Source organism: Aeromonas piscicola (genome assembly GCF_000820005.1).
GTDB classification, from domain to species: domain Bacteria; phylum Pseudomonadota; class Gammaproteobacteria; order Enterobacterales; family Aeromonadaceae; genus Aeromonas; species Aeromonas piscicola.
On record NZ_CDBL01000038.1, the window covers coordinates 1 to 16,716 of the forward strand.

The 16,716-nt window shown below is 59.6% G+C and carries 16 protein-coding genes and 2 pseudogenes; 5 read left to right on the top strand and 13 right to left on the bottom strand.

The window, feature by feature from the left end; translation table 11 throughout:
* Positions 1 to 92: 92 nt before the first annotated feature.
* Together aroC and prmB are read right to left on the bottom strand one after the other, a co-directional pair.
* Positions 93 to 1,181: a chorismate synthase gene (gene aroC, locus BN1128_RS08040; RefSeq protein ID WP_042867470.1), complete on the bottom strand. Its 1,089-nt coding sequence runs from the start codon at positions 1,179 to 1,181 to the stop codon at positions 93 to 95.
* A 16-nt stretch (positions 1,182 to 1,197) separates the two neighbouring features.
* Positions 1,198 to 2,133 carry a 50S ribosomal protein L3 N(5)-glutamine methyltransferase gene (gene prmB / locus BN1128_RS08045; protein WP_042867498.1) on the bottom strand — a complete coding sequence of 312 codons (936 nt, stop codon included), beginning with the start codon at positions 2,131 to 2,133 and terminating at the stop codon, positions 1,198 to 1,200.
* 65 nt (positions 2,134 to 2,198) lie between these two features.
* Between prmB and smrB the strand changes: the two genes are divergently transcribed.
* Positions 2,199 to 2,723 carry an endonuclease SmrB gene (gene smrB, locus BN1128_RS08050; protein WP_042867471.1) on the top strand — a complete coding sequence of 175 codons (525 nt, stop codon included), beginning with the start codon at positions 2,199 to 2,201 and terminating at the stop codon, positions 2,721 to 2,723.
* A 160-nt stretch (positions 2,724 to 2,883) separates the two neighbouring features.
* Here the strand turns inward: smrB and BN1128_RS08055 are convergent, their stop codons facing one another.
* Complete coding sequence (locus BN1128_RS08055) at positions 2,884 to 3,294, bottom strand: SRPBCC domain-containing protein (RefSeq protein WP_042867472.1); 411 nt, start codon at positions 3,292 to 3,294, stop codon at positions 2,884 to 2,886.
* Between the two features lie 234 nt (positions 3,295 to 3,528).
* Here BN1128_RS08055 and BN1128_RS08060 point away from each other — a divergent pair, with 234 nt between their 5' ends.
* A complete protein-coding gene (locus BN1128_RS08060) occupies positions 3,529 to 4,824 on the top strand; it encodes a sensor domain-containing diguanylate cyclase (protein ID WP_042867473.1) in 1,296 nt (431 codons plus the stop codon).
* A gap of 33 nt (positions 4,825 to 4,857) precedes the next feature.
* Here the strand turns inward: BN1128_RS08060 and BN1128_RS25290 are convergent.
* The 6 genes and pseudogenes from BN1128_RS25290 to BN1128_RS08085 all read right to left on the bottom strand — a co-directional run.
* Positions 4,858 to 4,939 (bottom strand): annotated as a pseudogene (locus tag BN1128_RS25290) (histidine phosphatase family protein); the annotation flags it as partial.
* A gap of 45 nt (positions 4,940 to 4,984) precedes the next feature.
* Entirely contained in the window at positions 4,985 to 5,383 is a 399-nt protein-coding gene (locus BN1128_RS08065; protein WP_042867474.1) for a GFA family protein, read from the bottom strand.
* Between the two features lie 194 nt (positions 5,384 to 5,577).
* Complete coding sequence (locus BN1128_RS08070) at positions 5,578 to 6,027, bottom strand: GNAT family N-acetyltransferase (protein WP_042867475.1); 450 nt, start codon at positions 6,025 to 6,027, stop codon at positions 5,578 to 5,580.
* 65 nt (positions 6,028 to 6,092) lie between these two features.
* Positions 6,093 to 6,464, bottom strand: a complete 372-nt coding sequence (locus BN1128_RS08075) for a VOC family protein (protein WP_042867476.1) — start codon at positions 6,462 to 6,464, stop codon at positions 6,093 to 6,095.
* A 617-nt stretch (positions 6,465 to 7,081) separates the two neighbouring features.
* The gene (locus BN1128_RS08080) at positions 7,082 to 8,533 is read right to left on the bottom strand and encodes a chitinase (RefSeq protein WP_082030386.1); all 1,452 of its coding nucleotides are present in this window, start codon (positions 8,531 to 8,533) and stop codon (positions 7,082 to 7,084) included.
* A 325-nt stretch (positions 8,534 to 8,858) separates the two neighbouring features.
* Positions 8,859 to 10,088 carry a methyltransferase gene (locus BN1128_RS08085; RefSeq protein ID WP_042867477.1) on the bottom strand — a complete coding sequence of 410 codons (1,230 nt, stop codon included), beginning with the start codon at positions 10,086 to 10,088 and terminating at the stop codon, positions 8,859 to 8,861.
* 253 nt (positions 10,089 to 10,341) lie between these two features.
* On the opposite strand from BN1128_RS08085, the gene BN1128_RS08090 reads away from it, so the two are divergent.
* A complete protein-coding gene (locus BN1128_RS08090) occupies positions 10,342 to 10,920 on the top strand; it encodes a PhnA domain-containing protein (protein WP_042867478.1) in 579 nt (192 codons plus the stop codon).
* A 442-nt stretch (positions 10,921 to 11,362) separates the two neighbouring features.
* On the opposite strand, the pseudogene BN1128_RS08095 reads toward BN1128_RS08090, so the two are convergent.
* A pseudogene (locus BN1128_RS08095) lies at positions 11,363 to 12,351 on the bottom strand (Wadjet anti-phage system protein JetD domain-containing protein).
* A 256-nt stretch (positions 12,352 to 12,607) separates the two neighbouring features.
* On the opposite strand from BN1128_RS08095, the gene BN1128_RS08100 reads away from it, so the two are divergent.
* Positions 12,608 to 13,900 (top strand): esterase/lipase family protein, encoded by a 1,293-nt coding sequence (locus BN1128_RS08100; RefSeq protein ID WP_042867479.1) that lies wholly within the window; start codon positions 12,608 to 12,610, stop codon positions 13,898 to 13,900.
* An 88-nt stretch (positions 13,901 to 13,988) separates the two neighbouring features.
* Here BN1128_RS08100 and BN1128_RS08105 read toward each other — a convergent pair whose 3' ends face one another.
* Complete coding sequence (locus BN1128_RS08105) at positions 13,989 to 14,906, bottom strand: PhzF family phenazine biosynthesis protein (protein WP_042867480.1); 918 nt, start codon at positions 14,904 to 14,906, stop codon at positions 13,989 to 13,991.
* Positions 14,907 to 15,140: 234 nt separating this feature from the next.
* Between BN1128_RS08105 and BN1128_RS08110 the strand changes: the two genes are divergently transcribed.
* Positions 15,141 to 15,344 carry a hypothetical protein gene (locus BN1128_RS08110; RefSeq protein WP_042867481.1) on the top strand — a complete coding sequence of 68 codons (204 nt, stop codon included), beginning with the start codon at positions 15,141 to 15,143 and terminating at the stop codon, positions 15,342 to 15,344.
* A 182-nt stretch (positions 15,345 to 15,526) separates the two neighbouring features.
* Here BN1128_RS08110 and BN1128_RS08115 read toward each other — a convergent pair whose 3' ends face one another.
* Entirely contained in the window at positions 15,527 to 15,835 is a 309-nt protein-coding gene (locus BN1128_RS08115; RefSeq protein WP_042867482.1) for a putative quinol monooxygenase, read from the bottom strand.
* Between the two features lie 325 nt (positions 15,836 to 16,160).
* Positions 16,161 to 16,637 (bottom strand): GNAT family N-acetyltransferase, encoded by a 477-nt coding sequence (locus BN1128_RS08125; RefSeq protein WP_042867485.1) that lies wholly within the window; start codon positions 16,635 to 16,637, stop codon positions 16,161 to 16,163.
* Between the last annotated feature and the right edge of the window lie 79 nt (positions 16,638 to 16,716).

Sequence of the window (16,716 nt, forward strand, 5' to 3'; positions counted from 1 at the left end):
CTGGGGTCGCCTTTTTGCGCAGCCTCTTACTGCACCATTGCGGTATTTTTCTGCACCACCGCTCGATCAGTTGGAGGGGGTAGGCAGGCCGTTCAGCGCAGCTGCGGCGTCTGGGTCAACACACCCTGATTCTGGGCACGATGGCGCAGCAGGTGATCCATCAACACCAGTGCCAGCATGGCTTCGGCGATAGGCACGGCGCGAATGCCGACACAAGGATCGTGACGACCCTTGGTGATCATCTCTATGGCCTCGCCCTCGGTATTGATGGTCTTGCCCGGCACTGTGATGCTGGAGGTGGGCTTTAAGCCTAAGCTCACCACAATATCCTGACCGGATGAAATCCCACCCAGAATGCCGCCCGCATGGTTGCTGGCAAAGCCGGCCGGGGTCATCTCGTCGCGATGCTCCGAGCCTTTTTGCTCCACCACGGCGAAGCCGTCACCTATCTCCACCCCTTTCACGGCATTGATGCCCATCATGGCGTGGGCTATGTCGGCGTCGAGCCGGTCGAAGACAGGCTCGCCGAGGCCAACAGGCACCTTGGTCGCAACAACCTGAACCTTGGCACCGACACTGTTGCCCTCTTTTTTCAGGTCACGCATGTATTGATCGAGCGCCTCCAGCTTGCCCGCATCGGGGAAGAAGAAGGGGTTCTGCTCAATCTGCGCCGCATCGAACGCCTCGGCCTTGATGGGGCCGAGCTGAGAGAGAAAGCCGGTGATCTCGATGCCATGCATCTGCTTGAGATACTTCTTGGCGATGGCACCCGCCGCCACCCGCATGGCAGTTTCACGGGCGGAGGAGCGACCACCGCCCCGATAATCCCGCTGACCATATTTCTGGTGGTAGGTGTAATCGGCATGGCCCGGGCGGAACACATCCTTGATGTCGGAGTAATCCTTGGAGCGCTGATCGGTATTCTCGATGAGCAGCCCGATGGAGGTGCCCGTGGTCTTGCCCTCGAACACCCCGGAGAGGATCTTCACCTCGTCCGGCTCGCGCCGCGGCGTGGTGTAGCGGGAGGTGCCGGGCTTGCGCCGATCCAGATCTCCCTGCAGATCCGCTTCGCTTATCTCGAGCCCGGGCGGGCAGCCGTCGACCACGGCGCCTAGCGCCAGGCCGTGGCTCTCGCCAAAGGTGGTGACCCGAAAGAGTTGGCCAAAACTGTTCCCTGCCATGGGTGCTCCTTGCTGCTTAGCTCTTGTAAATCGCGAAATGGTCCCGGTATTGCTCCAGCTCGGCCCTAGTCATCACGAACACGCCGTGACCACCGTTCTCGAACTCGACCCAGGTAAAGGGCACTTCCGGGAACTGGGCTTCCAGATGGATCATGCTGTTGCCCACCTCGACCACCAGCACGCCGTCATCCTTGAGGAAGTCTGCGGCATTGGCCAGCAGACGCTTGGTAAGCTTGAGGCCATCGGAGCCGGAGGCCAGCGCCAGTTCGGGCTCGTGACGAAACTCCTGTGGCAAGTCCGACATGTCTTCGGAATCCACATAGGGCGGGTTGGAGACGATGAGATCGTACTTGTCACCCGCCGGCAGATCGCGCATCAGATCGGAGCGGATCGGAATGACCTGCTGCTCCAGACCGTGATCGGTGATGTTGCGCTCGGCCACGTTCAGCGCATCCACGCTGATGTCGATGGCATCCACTTCCGCATCCGGGAATTCGTGGGCCATGATGATGGCGATGCAACCGGAACCGGTACAGAGATCCATGATCCGGGTAGGTTCATGCTTGAGGAAGGGGGCGAAGCGGTTGGCCACCATCTCGGCGATGGGGGAGCGCGGGATCAGTACCCGCTCATCCACGTAGAACTCCCAACCGGCATACCAGGCCTTGTTGGTCAGGTAGGCGGCCGGTACGCGCTCCTGCACGCGGCGAATGATGAGCTCGGCAATGCGATGACGCTCGCTGGTGGTCAGACGGGAGTGGCGCATGCCCGGATCCGCGTCCGGCGGCAGATGTAGCGCGGGCAGTACCAGCTGCACGGCCTCATCCCAGGCGTTGTCGGTACCATGTCCGTAGAAGATCCCGGCGTCGTTGAAACGACTCATGGCCCAGCGCAACATGTCCTGGATGGTGTGCATCTCGGCAACCACCTCATCGATAAATATCTTGTCCAAATCCACCTCCAAGTCGAGTAATATCCGGCCCGAGAAACCTATATAGCGAGCAAGACGAGTACCTGATGAAAAAAATGCCCTCACCGACGATCGAGGAAAGCCTGCTGTTTCGCGATGCTGTCAAAGGTACCCGGAAAATTAAGCAAGATACCATAAGGGCCGACCTGCGCCCGGTCAAGCAGAAACGCGAACTGCGTGAAAGCCGCGAAAAGCTTGGGGTTGGCCACTTTTTCAGCGACGAGTACCAGCCCCATCTGGACGAGGATGGCCCGACCCGTTACGTACGTGACGATGTGTCAAAATTCGAGCTGAAGAAGCTCAAACGCGGCATCTATCCACCGGAGATTTATCTGGATCTGCACGGCATGAACCAGAATCAGGCAAAACAGGAGCTGGCCGCCCTGCTCACCCTCTGCCAGAAAGAGAACATCCACGTCGCCTCCGTGATGCACGGCATCGGCAAACACATCCTCAAGCAGCGGATCCCGAGCTGGCTGGCCCAACACCCCAATGTGCGCGCCTTTCATCAGGCCCCTCGTGAATGGGGCGGCGACAGCGCCATCCTGGTGCTGCTGGATATAGAAGAATAAACGTCCACGGACAAGGGGTGACAACCCCCCTGCCGATGACGCTACCTTGATACCCCTTGCCATCCGAGCCTGCCCCTGCATTACCCGCAGGGGGCGAGTGCCCCAATAAAAAACCACCGCTGCCCGCCGGTGGTTTTTTATTGACCTGGCCGAACCTGCGTCAGCCCGCCGCCTCCACGTAACGTTTGAAGTTGTTCAAAATGCCCTGCCAGCCCGCTTGCTGCTGTTCGCGGCTATGCGCGGACTCGGCGTCAAAATCCAGGCTCACCAGGGTGGCGCCTTGCTCCTCGACGAAGCGCACATCCACAGCCCGTCCGTCATCCATCACATAGGCAAGCCGGGTCGGTGCCTCGACCAGGGTGAAGGTGCCCTCGAAATCGAAGGCGGCACTGCCATCCCTGGCCGCCATGTGATGACAGAAACGCCCCCCCACCACCAGATCGACCCGGCTGCACGTGGTGTGCCACTCATCGGAGGCGGCATTCCATTTGACGACACAGTCCGGGTCATTCCAGGCCCACCAGACGGCGTCGATCTCCTGCTCGATACGCGCATCAATGCTGATCTTCATCCCTCTCTCCTTGCCTTGCATCGATTGACATTCCTTGCCAGCGGCAGGTCTCGACACCGAGACCTGCCGCTGCGAGCACACTGGCGACGCATGTGATACCCAAGTCAACAGAGTAAAGCCCAGCTAAGCCCCCTGAGCCAGTCACACCCGCTACGGCTTGACTCACGCCATGCCCGGTGGAAAAAACGGCCACACTATACTGAATACAAACGTGTTATTCGCCGTGGAGGTTGCATGTTCACACAGGGTTCCCATGCCGACATGAAGTCGTCTCTCGATGCCATCGGTGCCGCGGTGGCGGTGTTTTCACTCGATGATGACGATCGTTTCACCCTGGTCTCGGCCAACGACACCTTCGCCCAGGCGTTCGAGCTGGATGTGCTGAGCACGATAGGCAAACGGCTCAGCGAGATGTTTCCTCGCTACATCACCGGCAGCATAGAGCAGCCGATGCACGAATGCGTCAGCCAGCAGACCGGGCTGGAGAGCGAGCTCCCCATCGACACCCTGTCACGCACCAGCTGGTGGCGCTTCATTCTTTCCCCCATCATTCCCGAACAATCCCGCATCACCCGCATCATAGTCACGGCCATCGATATCACCGCCAAGAAGCAGCTGGAGGAGGCGCTCAAGACGAGCCGCAAGCGCTTCGAAGCCGTGGTCAACTCCGCCTATGACGGCATCATCAGCGTCAACAGCGAGTCGCGTATCGAGCTTATCAATACCGCCGCCTGCGAGATGTTCGGGGTCGATGAGAGTTATGTCGGCAAGCGGCTGGAAACCCTGTTGCCCCAGCGTTTTCGCGCCAACCACGACAGCTATTTCAGGGCATTCAGCAGCTCCCCCATCAATTCGCGCCCCATGCACGCCCGCGCCTCCGTGATGGGCCTGCGCCGCGATGGCAGCGAATTTCCACTGGAAGTCACCATCGCCAAGATCAATCTGGGTCAGACCACCGAGATGACCGCCATACTGCGGGACATTTCGGAGCGGGCCCGGCTGGTGGAAGAGCTGAAGGTGGCAGCCACCACGGATCCCCTGACCGGGATCGCCAACCGGCGCCGCTTCGATGAGCTGGTCAAGCTGGAGATGCAGCGCTGCCAGCGTTTCGGCCACACCATGAGCCTGCTGTTGATCGACATAGATCACTTCAAGCAGGTCAACGACACCTATGGCCATCAGCAAGGGGATCAGGCCATCCTCAGCCTGGTCAGGCGCATCGCCAAACAGCTGCGGGAAGTGGATATGCTGGGGCGCTGGGGCGGCGAGGAGTTCATCATCTTGCTGCCGGAAACCTCGCTGGAGCTAGCCTGGGCCAGCGCGGAGCGGATCCGCCTGGCCATAGAGTCGGAACGCCACCAGCTGGGCGCGGGCACAGAGGTGCCGCTCACCATCAGCATCGGCATCAGCGCGAGCCAGAGTCCGCAAGATACGGTGGAAAAAATGGTGCGCCGGGCGGATACCGCCCTCTATCTGGCCAAAAAACAAGGCCGCAATTGTTGTAAAAAGGAGTCGCCGGAGCAGTCGTAAGCCGGGCTTTCAACGCCACGATCGCCTGGCGTTCAAGCCCGACATCCAGCGCCCCCAGATAACGCCCCTCGGCATTGGCCTGGGTCTCACCATGGCGGATCACCACCAGTTCCATCATTTGTCCTTGTCTGTCAACGTCATCGCATCAGCACCCTTCTCATCAAGGCTTGGGCGCAAACTGCTCGAACAGCTGCTGGCCGGTCAGGGTGGGCGTCTCGTTCTTCAACTCGTAGAAGTCAGGCTTCTCATCGATAAAAATCTGGCTCGCCAGCTGAAAATCGTCCCGCTGGAAGAGGCCGGCCGGCACTATGTACTCATCCGTCGGCAGCAGGTGATAGAAGAGGTGGGTGCCGCAGGTGGGGCAAAAGCCGCGCTCCGCCCATTCGGAGGAGCGATAGGTGGCAGGCGCCATCCCGCTGAAACGCACATCCTTGCCGCAGTGCACCGCAAACAGGGGGCCGCCGGACCAGCGCCGGCAGGTGGTGCAGTGGCAGAGATTGACATCCTGGTGATCCCCGCTCGACACCAGGATCCCGCCGCACAAACAATGTCCTTGCATAACGCCTCCCTGACAAGATGGATCCCAGCCGTTCTTCGGCCATATTTCGCATCAGATGAGTACCATGCCTGTCGCGTCCTCGCCATTAACTGCCTCACAAAACGCGGCACGGATCCAGCCTGTTCAACGCATCTGGGGGGGCGCTGCCTCTCCCTGCCAGCCAAAAGAGAGGCACGCATGCCACGGCCTGCTCGTTACCCCTCATCCCGCAAGCATTTCTTGAAACGCACCTCTCCCTCCTCCTGAATGCCATCCTCCATCCAGCCAAGATGGCGATAAAAACCGTTGGCCCTGACCCGGGGGTCCGCATCGGTCAACAGCCACACCTCGGTGCAACCTTCGGCACTGAGCCAGCGTTCGGCTGCCTGCATCAAGCGGCGACCCAGCCCCCTGCCCTCATGACTCTGGCGCACAAACATGGCAAATATGGTGGCGTCACTGGCCTCTGCCATCGCAAACGCCACCACCTGGCCCCCGTCACAGGCCACCCAGCCTCGCCCGCTTCCGGTGAGCATGCCGGGCAAGGTGTCGGGGGTGATCCCCACTGCGGCCAGCTCCTGGAGGGACATCTGGTTCTCTCGCACACTGGTACGAACCTCGAACATCGCCGGGACATCCGCCGGGGTAGCAATACGTATCGTCATAACACCTGCTTGTCTGTGCCGGGCAGAGACCCGTTTGGCCTGCCCAGCATGAATGAATTTTTGCGTCAGCGTCTGGCCGTTTGCTGCAGGGCGATCCGGTTGCCCTCGGGATCCTGAAATTCAGCCACCCTGACGATGTCGCCAACCCGGGTCACGGGATACAGACTTTTGGCACCGGCCAGCAAGGCGCTGGCCATCACCTGCTCGATATCGGCCACCGCCAGATAAATCCGTGTGCCATCCAGGCTCGGAACATACGTCTCTCCCTTGGCCAGGGCACCGGAACACCCCTCACCCCCTTCCGAGAGCGGGAACAACGCCATCTCGTTGCCATCTATATCCACTCGCTCGAACGTGATGCCAAATACGCGGGAGTAGAACCCGATGGCTCGCGTCATATCCGTCACCGGAATTTCAAAATGCATGGCGATATTCATTATGTAGCCCCTCCTTGTTTATCCCTATTCTACCCGCGCAGAATCAAGATCCATTTCCGATATAGCCACCTGTTTCTCAATCCACAGAATGAGGGGCTGGCACACGACAAGATCACGCCATTATGCCGCGCCATGTCGAACAATGGATATTGTCCAGGCGCATGGTGCTAAACGCCAAACACAATAACCATGAAAATAGGCTTGACGATGGTGGGGATGAATTGGCCTACCCCAGGTCGCCGGCTGTTGGCACGCGATAACAAGAGGCCGGCCTGATGGCTGGCAGTCACCAGGCGGAATGAGCAGCCGAACATCAATATTTATGGCATCCAAATCGTATTGCCAGACCAGCAAACAGCTGTCCGTCGCACATATATCTCCAACAGGGAACACCATAAGATGCCGGATATGAACAGAGGATAAATAAACCGACCTCTTCAGGGAAAAGTCATAGCTTGATAAGCGAGAGGTGCAAACATGGTAATTCATTCTTCCCGGATGAATGGTATCTATATGATGAAAGGGGGAGGCAATAAGCCTCCCCCTTGCCGTTCAGTCAGATATTAAAGGGTCCGTTGTACAAATCTCGTTAGCCCCGGAACGGCGCCGAGCCCTCATCATCTGGCAGGCACCAGTGCCCAAGGATCGCCCTTGCCGGGCTCATTGCCCTGAGTCCACCACTTTGCCTGATAAACGGCGCCCTTGTAGCTGACCTTGGCCTCCGCCGTATAGACGGCGGTCGCGCTCCAGGCCGATACGTCCCCGATCGGCGGATCGACCGGGTCAACGGGGGCCGGATCCAGCTTGGCCACCATCCGCACCTTGGGCCAGTTGGCATGAGAGCCGTAGAAGTTGGTCACACACTTCTCGTAATCTCCCGGCACCAGGGCCGAATAGGCGGTCTGAAAACCCACCAGCTCACATTCGAAGGAGTAACCGCCGGGTCTGTCCGGGTAGTACTTCCAGTTGCCATCCCAGTTGGTATAAAGCACATCGGTGGCGCCGTTCAGATTCAGGCTGCCATAAGGGGTCTGCTGCCAGCAGGTGTTCTTCTCGTCGGCCTTGACGGGGATCTGGTAATGCTCGGCCAGCCCCTCCCAATAACGGATCCGGTTGACCGGTTGGCCCTTTTCCTTGTTCTGTTCACCACACTCTATGCCACCGTTGATGACGTTGATGGTGGTGCCAAAGCCATAGCCGATGCCCGCCGCTATCTCGCGCTGGGAGGGCACCCAGGTGCGGTCAATCACATGCAGCATGGCGGGCTTGGGCGCCTGGGGGGTGAGGAAGAACCAGATGGCGGAGGCGAGGTTGAGCCAGGAGTCGGCGACCCGCCCCGGATCGCTCAGCAGCACTGAGGCATCACCCGCAAACATGGCCTCGGAGAAGGCGCCGTAGTTGAAGTGATAAGAGAGCTGCTTTGCGCCGCGCCCGAAATAGCCCTGCCCCGTGCTGCAGGGCCACTTCTTGTTCTGCCAGTCATTCTGGCCGCAACCCGTGGTGTAACCCGCCTGCCCCTCTGACCACCCCATCTCGCGCACATGCACCAGCGCCTGTTGCCACTCCTCCAGCGCCAGCGGATTGTCGGATATATTGTTCTTGCTGATATGCCCGCCCGTCTCCTGGGCAAAATGGGCGAAGGCCGTCACTATGGATTTTTTGCAGATGGCATCCGAATCCCGGCCATCGGTATATTCACCACAAAAAGCCGGAAATTTACCTATGGCCCGCAAGAAGCGTTCATAGGTATATTCCGGCGCCGCCATCTGGGTTAAATATTCCCAGTCCGACTCCGTGAATACCCGCTCGACCCGTTTGACGTTATCCGGGTTGCTGGCCGCTCTTGGCGTGATGGCATCGACAATATTATTGGGCCGAGTCGCCAATGCTTTTGACCAGACTCCGTACATGGGGTTGGCTGTCTTTGCTTTTTCAACTGCCGCAAGATCCGGTGCGGCAATCACATATCCACCAGCATTTTGTGGATCGGGCTGGATATTCATGGCGGCATAACTTGGAAATGCGCAGGCAGCAGCAACCAGCCAGGCACATTGCGTGGGTTTGAACATGGGGCACAGTCCTTGTCTCAGAAAAGTTCATCCCGAGAATAGGCCTTTTCATAACTAAATTCTCATCAAAAATTAAGAAATAAAACGGATCTGTGAGCCATTTCACTCTCTGGGCGAAACGCCATAAAATGCATAAAAAACAGATGTTCCAACTGACGCAAAGGGCACTGTGATATGCCTTGTTAAGGCCGATGAAAAATAATAACAACCCGCATCTTGCTGTGGCCCATTCCATGATGAGCCACATCACAAATCGATTGGGTCAATCACCCGGCAGTATGGGGTGCTGCCCGGCTGGCAGCAGGGCATTCCGGGGGCATATCACTCATGCCTGCGCAGAACGCACGGCGCGGATCAAGATATTGCGGGGGGTCATGGGTTTGTCACAAAACTCGCCCACTTCCACCCGGTAGCCCTGCTCTTGCAGGAAGAGTGCCCGATCGAGCGCCAACCAGATCTCGAGCGGCCGGCGAAACAGATGACGCACCAGCTCCATGCGGGCGACATCACCATAACGTGCCTCCCCCATGGCCAGAAAAGCGGCAAGATCCATCCCCGCAGGCAGGGCTATCCCCTTGCGCTCGGCCGCCCATTCACAAAATGCCTCGAAGCTGCCGGTGAGCAGGCTTTTTTGCATATTGGGCACCGGCAGGTATTCGTTCACCCCGCGCACCTGACGCTGCAGGCAGTCAAAGCCGAGCCGCCACACCACCTCCAGCTCGCGTAGGCGCGAGATACGGGCCCCGGCAGTCACCGTCTCCTGCAGCGGCAACCGCAGATCCGCCTTCGCCAGGTGCAGATCGCTGGCCCGAGCGGCGGTGGACAAGGGGGTATAGTGAGTGCCGCGGATCAGGTGATAGCAACAAGGGGATATGGTCACCCCCTGAGCGCCGCGCTCTGCCACCAGCGCCAACAGATGGGTGTGCAGCTCGCCGCAGGCGTGCAGCGCCATGGCGTGGTGTTCGGTAGCGAGCAGCTGGCTGGCATCCACCGCAAAGGCGTCCGCCTGCACAAACTGCATGCGGGCCCCGTCACGGGCCGCCAGCCGACGCCCCTCCTCACAGAGCGGGCCTTGCAGCTCAAGGCTCAGGATCTCTGCCCGGCGATGCAGGGAAACCAGCCGCCCCAGATGGCCCTTGCCTGCGCACCACTCCAGATAGGGGCCTTGATGGGGTGGCAGGCAGCCGGTAAAGGCCTCTATCTGCGCCTGCTTGCGACCCGGCATGTGCAGCGCCATCTCCTTGGCGCACTGGATGGGCTCCGGGGTAAATAGCGCAAGTTCACTCAGGGCGTGCAGCGTCTCCCCCGCCGGGATCCAGGGGGCGAGCAGGTCGCACAGGGCCCCCATGTCACCATCGAGCCGATTGATCTGCTCAAGGGGCGTGGCGTTGAGCAGTGCGGCCAGCGCGGGAGCCTCATCGGCGAAGGCCAGGTTCAGGTGATGATAGGGTTGGTATTGCCACCAGCGCCGGGTCTCGGTCAGCAATCTATCCAGTTGTTGAAAACGTTGAGCCAGCACGCTTGCCCCTGCCTTGCAGTCAAAAAAGAGGCTCATTTTAGCGATCCCTTCCCAAAAAGCACTCGCCAATGCGGGGCGTTCGCCATGAGGTCGGGCTTGGGCCTGACCGGCGGTCATTAACCCTGGCCTTGCCCCGGCAGGCAACTGTAAGCACAGGCGCAACCAGGCAAACAACCCGGAGCCCGGGCGTTGGCCTGACAAAGAGAGGGGTTTTATGCTATATTCCGCCCCCTCTTTACCCTGGTTCGCTCAAGGCGGGCCATTTTACCAACATGAATGGAACCAAAACATGACCATCAATGCCATCCTGCAAGCGCGCGCAGGCGCCAAGTGCGAACTGTGCGGCGCCGAACAGGCACTGACTGCCTTCGCTGTGCCCCACTCACCGGCCAGCGATGATGATCACAGCCTTGCCCTGTGTGACACCTGCCGTGGCCAGCTGGAGCAGCCGGACACCACAGTGGTCAATCACTGGCGTTGCCTGGGTGACAGCATGTGGAGCCAGGTTCCCGCTGTGCAGGTCATGGCGTGGCGTCAGCTGAAAAATCTGTCCGGCCAGGGCGAAGTGTGGGCTCAGGACATGCTGGACATGATGTACATGGAAGACGAGACCAAGGCCTGGGCCGAAGCCGGCCAGGCTGGCGACGATGACGACAGCGTACCGACCCTGGATTCCAACGGCGCAGTGCTGGTCGAAGGCGACTCGGTTACCTTGATCAAGGATCTGGACGTCAAGGGCGGCGGATTCACCGCCAAGCGCGGCACCCTGGTCAAGGGCATCCGCCTGACCAACAACCCGCTGCACATCGAAGGCAAGGTCAACGGCGTGCAGATAGTGCTGGTCGCCGCCTACCTGAAAAAAGCCTGATAGAGTCAGGTTTGCCAGTGATACCAAGAGCGCCCCAAGGGGCGCTTTTTGGTGGTTGCGATATGCCACACAAGCCTCTGGTGCTCGCCCAACCTTATCTGATGCTTCCTGCAACCGAGGTCACCCACAGCTAGCCCCCCTGCTTTGCCTCGGCACCCCGGCTGAAATATGCTGTTTTCTTCGACAGAGGCTTGGCTCAGACGGCAACCTTGTGGCACTCTGGGACGTTGATGGACAGACTCACGGACACTCAAGGTGTCCCCACTGCAAAAGGAGCAACACAGATGGCCAAAGCCAGCAAGAAAGATATCAAGAAGAAGATCGCCGCTCGCCTTGAGAAAATTGCCAAGCACGAAGGCAAGATCAAGAAGCTGAAAAAAGCCCTGAAATAAGGGCCGGCATGATAAAAAAACCGCCATCAGGCGGTTTTTTTATGCCTCCATTAGTCACAAGCCGCACCCAATGGCCATGACTGCCAACGTCTGGCCAGCACCAGCACCTCTTGCTCCAACCACAACCCGTGTGCGATCAGCTGCGAGAGTGCCTCTGCCAGCAGATCACCGGGCCTGCCTGCCGCAGGTTCGGCACGCCAGGGGATCTTGCCTCTGCTGGCCTGCTGCCCCTCGAACCGACGGGTCAGAGGGCGAGCATAGTGATGGATATACGCCATCAGCGTGTCGGGCAACCAGAGCGCCAGAGGCCGATGGATGGCCCCGGCCAGCTCGGTGGCAATGTCCAATCCCCGCTGATCCAGATCGCCAAAGTGAGCCCAGGGCACTGCCACCGGCAACAGCGGGATCACTTGCCGCGCCAGCCTGGTATTACGACCAGGCACATAGAGCAGCAAGTCCCCCGCTTGCAGTGGGTAATCCACGAAGGCGCCCTTGTTCTCCACCGTGACTATCTGCCGCCCTTGCCACTCGATGCCCTGCAACCTGTCCAGGCTGCGCTCCGGCAAGACCAGTTCTCCCAAGAGCGCCATCGGCGCCCTCATCTCATGGCGCTGGCCATCCTGATCGATGAGTGACAACGGGCTCAGGGTACGCAGTCGGATCACCTCATCCTGCGTCAGTGCTATAGCTTGATCCGAGTCTGTGTCACTGCGTGGATGCTTGCTATCCCCATGCCAGAGGGCATGAAAACTGGCCTGATTGAGGCGTGAAGGTAAACTCACCCCGAGGGCCTGCACACTGTCCTTTTGTCCAGCATCTGAGTCGCCGTTTGTGCCAGCTGCTTGGCGAGATAGTCGTGCCCTGCGGGGGTCAAGGTATAGCGAACGCTGCGTCCCAACGGCTTGACGCCGCTCACTGCCTGCAACAGGGCCAGCAGTTCTTGCCCATGCCTGCTATCGAGTGAACACCCCTTCTCATTGGTGCCCTCCAGCAAGCGGGTACAGAGATCCTGTACCCTGCGCTCATCAAATAGTGACATCCTCGCCTCCTCATCACGGTGCCATATGACTAAGTAGAGAGGATTTTGCTGCCCGTTACCGTGACCCGCCTCGCGTCAGGGAAAACACTCTCTCTCGGCACCCCACGCAACAAGGGGCCCTGCCCCGCAGGATCTGCCAGCGGCTTCACTGGTAAACCCGAAGCAAACACGGCAAGCTGGATGGGTCTGTGCCAGCCAGCACGCACCCCGTCGGTGCAAGTCTGCTTGCTGACGCCATCTCCCTGAGGGCGACCCCATGACCCAGTCGACAGAGCAGCAGCCGGTTTCCTCCTGGCATCTTTCCGATATCCGCGAGCTGGCCTGCTTGCTCACCCAGGCCCTGCCTGCGGCAGTGCAGATCACCGAGGCCGTCCATCAGGCAGTGTTGAGTGGCATGGGAATAAGGGGCAAGGCCCAGGGGCGGACCCGAGGGATCACGGGTCTGGTCTACCAGGGGGTGCACGGCGCCGCCCATACCCTGAGCGGTGGCATCCATGCCCTGCTCACCCGCTTGCCGCCAACGCCTCCCTTGCACCAGCTCCCCGAGACACCCAAGCGCGCCGCTCTGCTCGCCACCCTCAATGGTGTGATGGGGGACAAGCTGGTCGATAGCCACAATGCCCTCGCCACCCCCATGACACTGCGCCATGGCGGCCAGCCCCTGAACTGGCACACCATGCCGTCGAGTCTGCCCACCGGGGGCCGGGTGCTGCTGATGGTGCATGGTCTGTGCATGAACGATCTGCAGTGGCAGACCCAAACCAGGGGGAAGGACACAGAAAAAACGCTCAACTTGGGGGAGATGCTGGCCGACGAACTGGGCTATGTACCTGTCTATGTGCGCTACAACTCGGGCCTGCCAGTTGCGCAAAACGGGCGGGAGCTGGCCCGTCAGCTGGAACGGCTGACAACCCATTGGCCAGGCGGCATCGACGAGATCAGCGTGCTGGCCTACAGCATGGGCGGCTTGGTGATCCGCAGCGCCTGTCATCATGCCAGCCAGAGTGAGATGGGCTGGCCCGGCGTCCTGAAAAACATGGTGTTTCTCGGCACGCCCCATCATGGCGCGCCCCTTGAGCACGCCGGTCACTGGCTGGAGCAGCTGCTACCTGCTACCGCCTATACCCAGCCCTTCGTCAGGCTGGCACAACTGCGCAGCGCCGGCATCAAGGATCTGCGCCACGGCAAGGTGATGGACTCGCCGCTCTCGCAGGACAAAACGCACACCGCCTTGCCCGATCCTCGCCCCCCCTTGCCGCTGCCCGCCGAAGTGGCCTGCTTCACCATAGCAGCCACCACGGCAGCCAAGCGCGGTCTGCTGGCTGATCGACTGATTGGCGATGGGCTTGTGCCCCTGCGCAGCGCCCTCGGCCAGCATGACGAGGCGCGCCACCAGCTTGCATTCCCCACTTCCCACTGCTGGATTGCCTATCGCACCAGCCATATGGCCCTGCTCGGCAGCCCGCAGGTGGGCCGTCAGTTGCTGCAGTGGCTCACCCCCGCTCACGAGGAGCGCAATCCGTCTGGGGAGCATGGCCAAAGCGCATAGTGGGCGCAATATGCCGAGAAACGCGCTTGAGTTCGCTCCTGAACAAAGGAAAAAACCGCCAGTTGGCGGTTTTTTCATTGCATGTCACTCACATCAGGCGGGCCCGGCCAAATACCCTGATTGAGCTGCCGGGTTCGGCCGGGATCTCGGCGTGCAGGTGCGATGCCATCCCCATGTCCTCCCCCTGAAAGAGATCTATGATGCCGCCGTGGGGCCAATGGATATCGCGCAGGTAACCGGCAAAGGCGGCGGTGGCCGCACCTGTGGCGGGATCCTCATAGACGCCGCCATAGGCGAAAGGGTTGCGGGTATGAAACAGCTGATCCCGGGCGGCATGGGCCAGCAGTATGGTGACCAGCCCTTCCCTTTGCATCAGGATTCGCCCCTGCGCCAGTTCGTAATGCATGGCCGAGAGCGCCGCCCGACTGTTTAGGGCCAGCACCAGGTGATCGGCGCCGCCATGGATAAGGGCCGGCGGAATGCGGGGATCCAGATCTGCTGACGTGTAACCAAACAACGCCAGCGCTGCCGCCACCAACGCGGCAGGGGCCGGCTTGCTGCGGGTCGGCGGCGATTGCAGCGCCGCCTGCCACTGCCCCTCCCCATCCTGCCAGCCCGACACCTTGATCTCGGTCTGATTGAGGTGCAATGCATACTCCCCTTCTCCAAAACGCCGCGCCAGCGCCACACCGAGGGCGATTGTAGCATGGCCGCAGAAGGGTACTTCGGCCTCGGGGGAGAAGTAGCGCACCCGCCACTCCCCAGACTCGGCAGTTTGCCGGGTGGTCGCGGCCCCCCGGGGTGAGCCAGGTAGCCTGAGTGGTGGCAAGGGCGCGGCGAAGGCCGTTTCCGAGAATCCCACCTGGGCGGCGATGCGTTGCATCTCCTCGGCCGCAGGCAAGCGAGGCCCCAGCCAGACACCGGCAGGATTCCCTCCTTGCTGTCCGTCAGAAAACGCGGCGATCCGCACCAACTCAGGCTCCAACGGGGAGGCTAGCTCCTTCATAACCACTCCTTGCTTACGCGCTGAAAAAGACGGGGGCTCACTCTGGCGCCTGTTTACGACCCCACGCAAGGGACTCGTGCAAACGCAGACCATACCCCCATCCATAAGATAAACAGACCCAGCTTACTCGTTAAATTAAATGCCGCACAGGTGCCGCTTGGGCGCCGCGGATCCGGACGATGGCAACTAGCCTTGTGATGCGTGTCTGTATACGGTCCTGCAGTGGAGAACCCTATGTATTCGTACACCCTCACCTTCAAAGAGGAGGTCGACAAGTTGACCGCCCCCGAACAGGAGATAAGCCTGCAGAGCCCCGCCCAGGCGGGCGACTTTATTATCCTCTCCGACGGCAGCCGCCATCAGGTGATGTTTGTCACCCACCGAGCCCATTACAGCAGCCTCTATCTCGACAAAGGGGTCAGGGTGCCGCAAGGGTAAATAGGCGATCTCTTATAACTGTTAAAAGCTTGGATAACTATTTCCCCTGGTAGCATATTTTCTGTCTATTTAGCTACGGCAACAGCCGGTAGCTCTATTTACTCGACCGCACAATTACGTCTCGCCAATCGAGCCTGCGGCCTTTGTAATTGCTGGGCCAGAACTCGGCCCAACACCAGTGGTTATTGCACCACCTCCTCCATAAAGATCAGCCTCAGCGGCTCTGCCAACAATCCATCAGCCTGATTGGCGAAGGCCTGAAAATAGTCGGTCGCACAATGGGCATCCAGCGCAGCCTGACTGACAAAGGCTTCGCGCATATAGAAGGTGCCCGGTTCGTCACGCAGTTCAAACAGCACATAATCCAAGTTACCCGGCTCTCGCCGCGTGGGCTCGACCAGCTTGAGCAACTCACGGCGCAAGTGTTCCCTCATCCCGGCTCGGGCTTTGAGCACCGCAATCGACACTATCTTGTCCGTGCTTGTCTTCATCCATTCATCTCCACATTCAGGTTATCAAGGCATAGAAGTGAGCCAGAAAGTCACTATTTCCTTTCATGAAAGACTCACCCATCAAGATGGTGCCCAGTGTATGCATGGCTGGTTGGCGGATATAGATGGGCAGAATGGACAGAGTGTTCGGTCGGATGAACAACGGAAGAGACGGCAGGAGAATCGCCCCTCTGCTGGCAGGCATCCCTGGCTTCAGCCCCGTAAGAGAGGCTTTGGCGCCAGCGCCACTGGGGAAAATAATCTTCAATACGGCAACATGAACAGGCGGCACGCTCTGCGCTGGTAACGCGCCAGTTGTCCGTCATCAGCCCGCAAACCATTTTTCTACGCTGAGGTAATAGGTGGTGAAGCCACTCCCTGACAGGGTCGTCTTTTTCACCCTGATGGATCGTCTGGCGAGCGACCGATACTCAGGACGTGAGCTCAACAGGTGAAATATGATCTCTTGATGCCCCATATTCCTTGCCCACCCAATCATCTCCTTGAAGATGGCAATCCCCACCCCCCAACCCGCCTTGGCGATCACAATGGCAATCTCAACTCCCTCGTCATCGGGTTGTATTCCGCACCAGCCAACCAGAGCGCCATCGATGATAATGGCCCGCACGCGGCAACCGGGTAACGCGTCTATCCGTATCTTGTCATCCATCCAGACGCGCACACTGGCCGCATCGAAGGGGGGATGATCAATCAGATGTTTTCTCACTGTCTCGTCGTTGACCAAGGGCAGAAAATCCTCTGCGCTCACGTCACCGAAGGGTTTGAATGCCATGCTGCTCATAGTGAATGATGTCCAATATGGTGGGCTCGACAGTAGGATGACTCTCCCACCGGATACTTATTCCGCTCCTGATAAAGCG

Excerpts from the sequence above, each read along its gene's own strand:
- aroC (WP_042867470.1), bottom strand. The coding sequence starts at position 1,181 with ATGGCAGGGAACAGTTTTGGCCAACTCTTTCGGGTCACCACCTTTGGC.
- smrB (WP_042867471.1), top strand. The coding sequence starts at position 2,199 with ATGAAAAAAATGCCCTCACCGACGATCGAGGAAAGCCTGCTGTTTCGC.
- BN1128_RS08055 (WP_042867472.1), bottom strand. The coding sequence starts at position 3,294 with ATGAAGATCAGCATTGATGCGCGTATCGAGCAGGAGATCGACGCCGTC.
- BN1128_RS08060 (WP_042867473.1), top strand. The coding sequence starts at position 3,529 with ATGTTCACACAGGGTTCCCATGCCGACATGAAGTCGTCTCTCGATGCC.
- BN1128_RS08065 (WP_042867474.1), bottom strand. The coding sequence starts at position 5,383 with ATGCAAGGACATTGTTTGTGCGGCGGGATCCTGGTGTCGAGCGGGGAT.
- BN1128_RS08070 (WP_042867475.1), bottom strand. The coding sequence starts at position 6,027 with ATGACGATACGTATTGCTACCCCGGCGGATGTCCCGGCGATGTTCGAG.
- BN1128_RS08075 (WP_042867476.1), bottom strand. The coding sequence starts at position 6,464 with ATGAATATCGCCATGCATTTTGAAATTCCGGTGACGGATATGACGCGA.
- BN1128_RS08080 (WP_082030386.1), bottom strand. The coding sequence starts at position 8,533 with ATGTTCAAACCCACGCAATGTGCCTGGCTGGTTGCTGCTGCCTGCGCA.
- BN1128_RS08085 (WP_042867477.1), bottom strand. The coding sequence starts at position 10,088 with ATGAGCCTCTTTTTTGACTGCAAGGCAGGGGCAAGCGTGCTGGCTCAA.
- BN1128_RS08090 (WP_042867478.1), top strand. The coding sequence starts at position 10,342 with ATGACCATCAATGCCATCCTGCAAGCGCGCGCAGGCGCCAAGTGCGAA.
- BN1128_RS08100 (WP_042867479.1), top strand. The coding sequence starts at position 12,608 with ATGACCCAGTCGACAGAGCAGCAGCCGGTTTCCTCCTGGCATCTTTCC.
- BN1128_RS08105 (WP_042867480.1), bottom strand. The coding sequence starts at position 14,906 with ATGAAGGAGCTAGCCTCCCCGTTGGAGCCTGAGTTGGTGCGGATCGCC.
- BN1128_RS08110 (WP_042867481.1), top strand. The coding sequence starts at position 15,141 with ATGTATTCGTACACCCTCACCTTCAAAGAGGAGGTCGACAAGTTGACC.
- BN1128_RS08115 (WP_042867482.1), bottom strand. The coding sequence starts at position 15,835 with ATGAAGACAAGCACGGACAAGATAGTGTCGATTGCGGTGCTCAAAGCC.
- BN1128_RS08125 (WP_042867485.1), bottom strand. The coding sequence starts at position 16,637 with ATGAGCAGCATGGCATTCAAACCCTTCGGTGACGTGAGCGCAGAGGAT.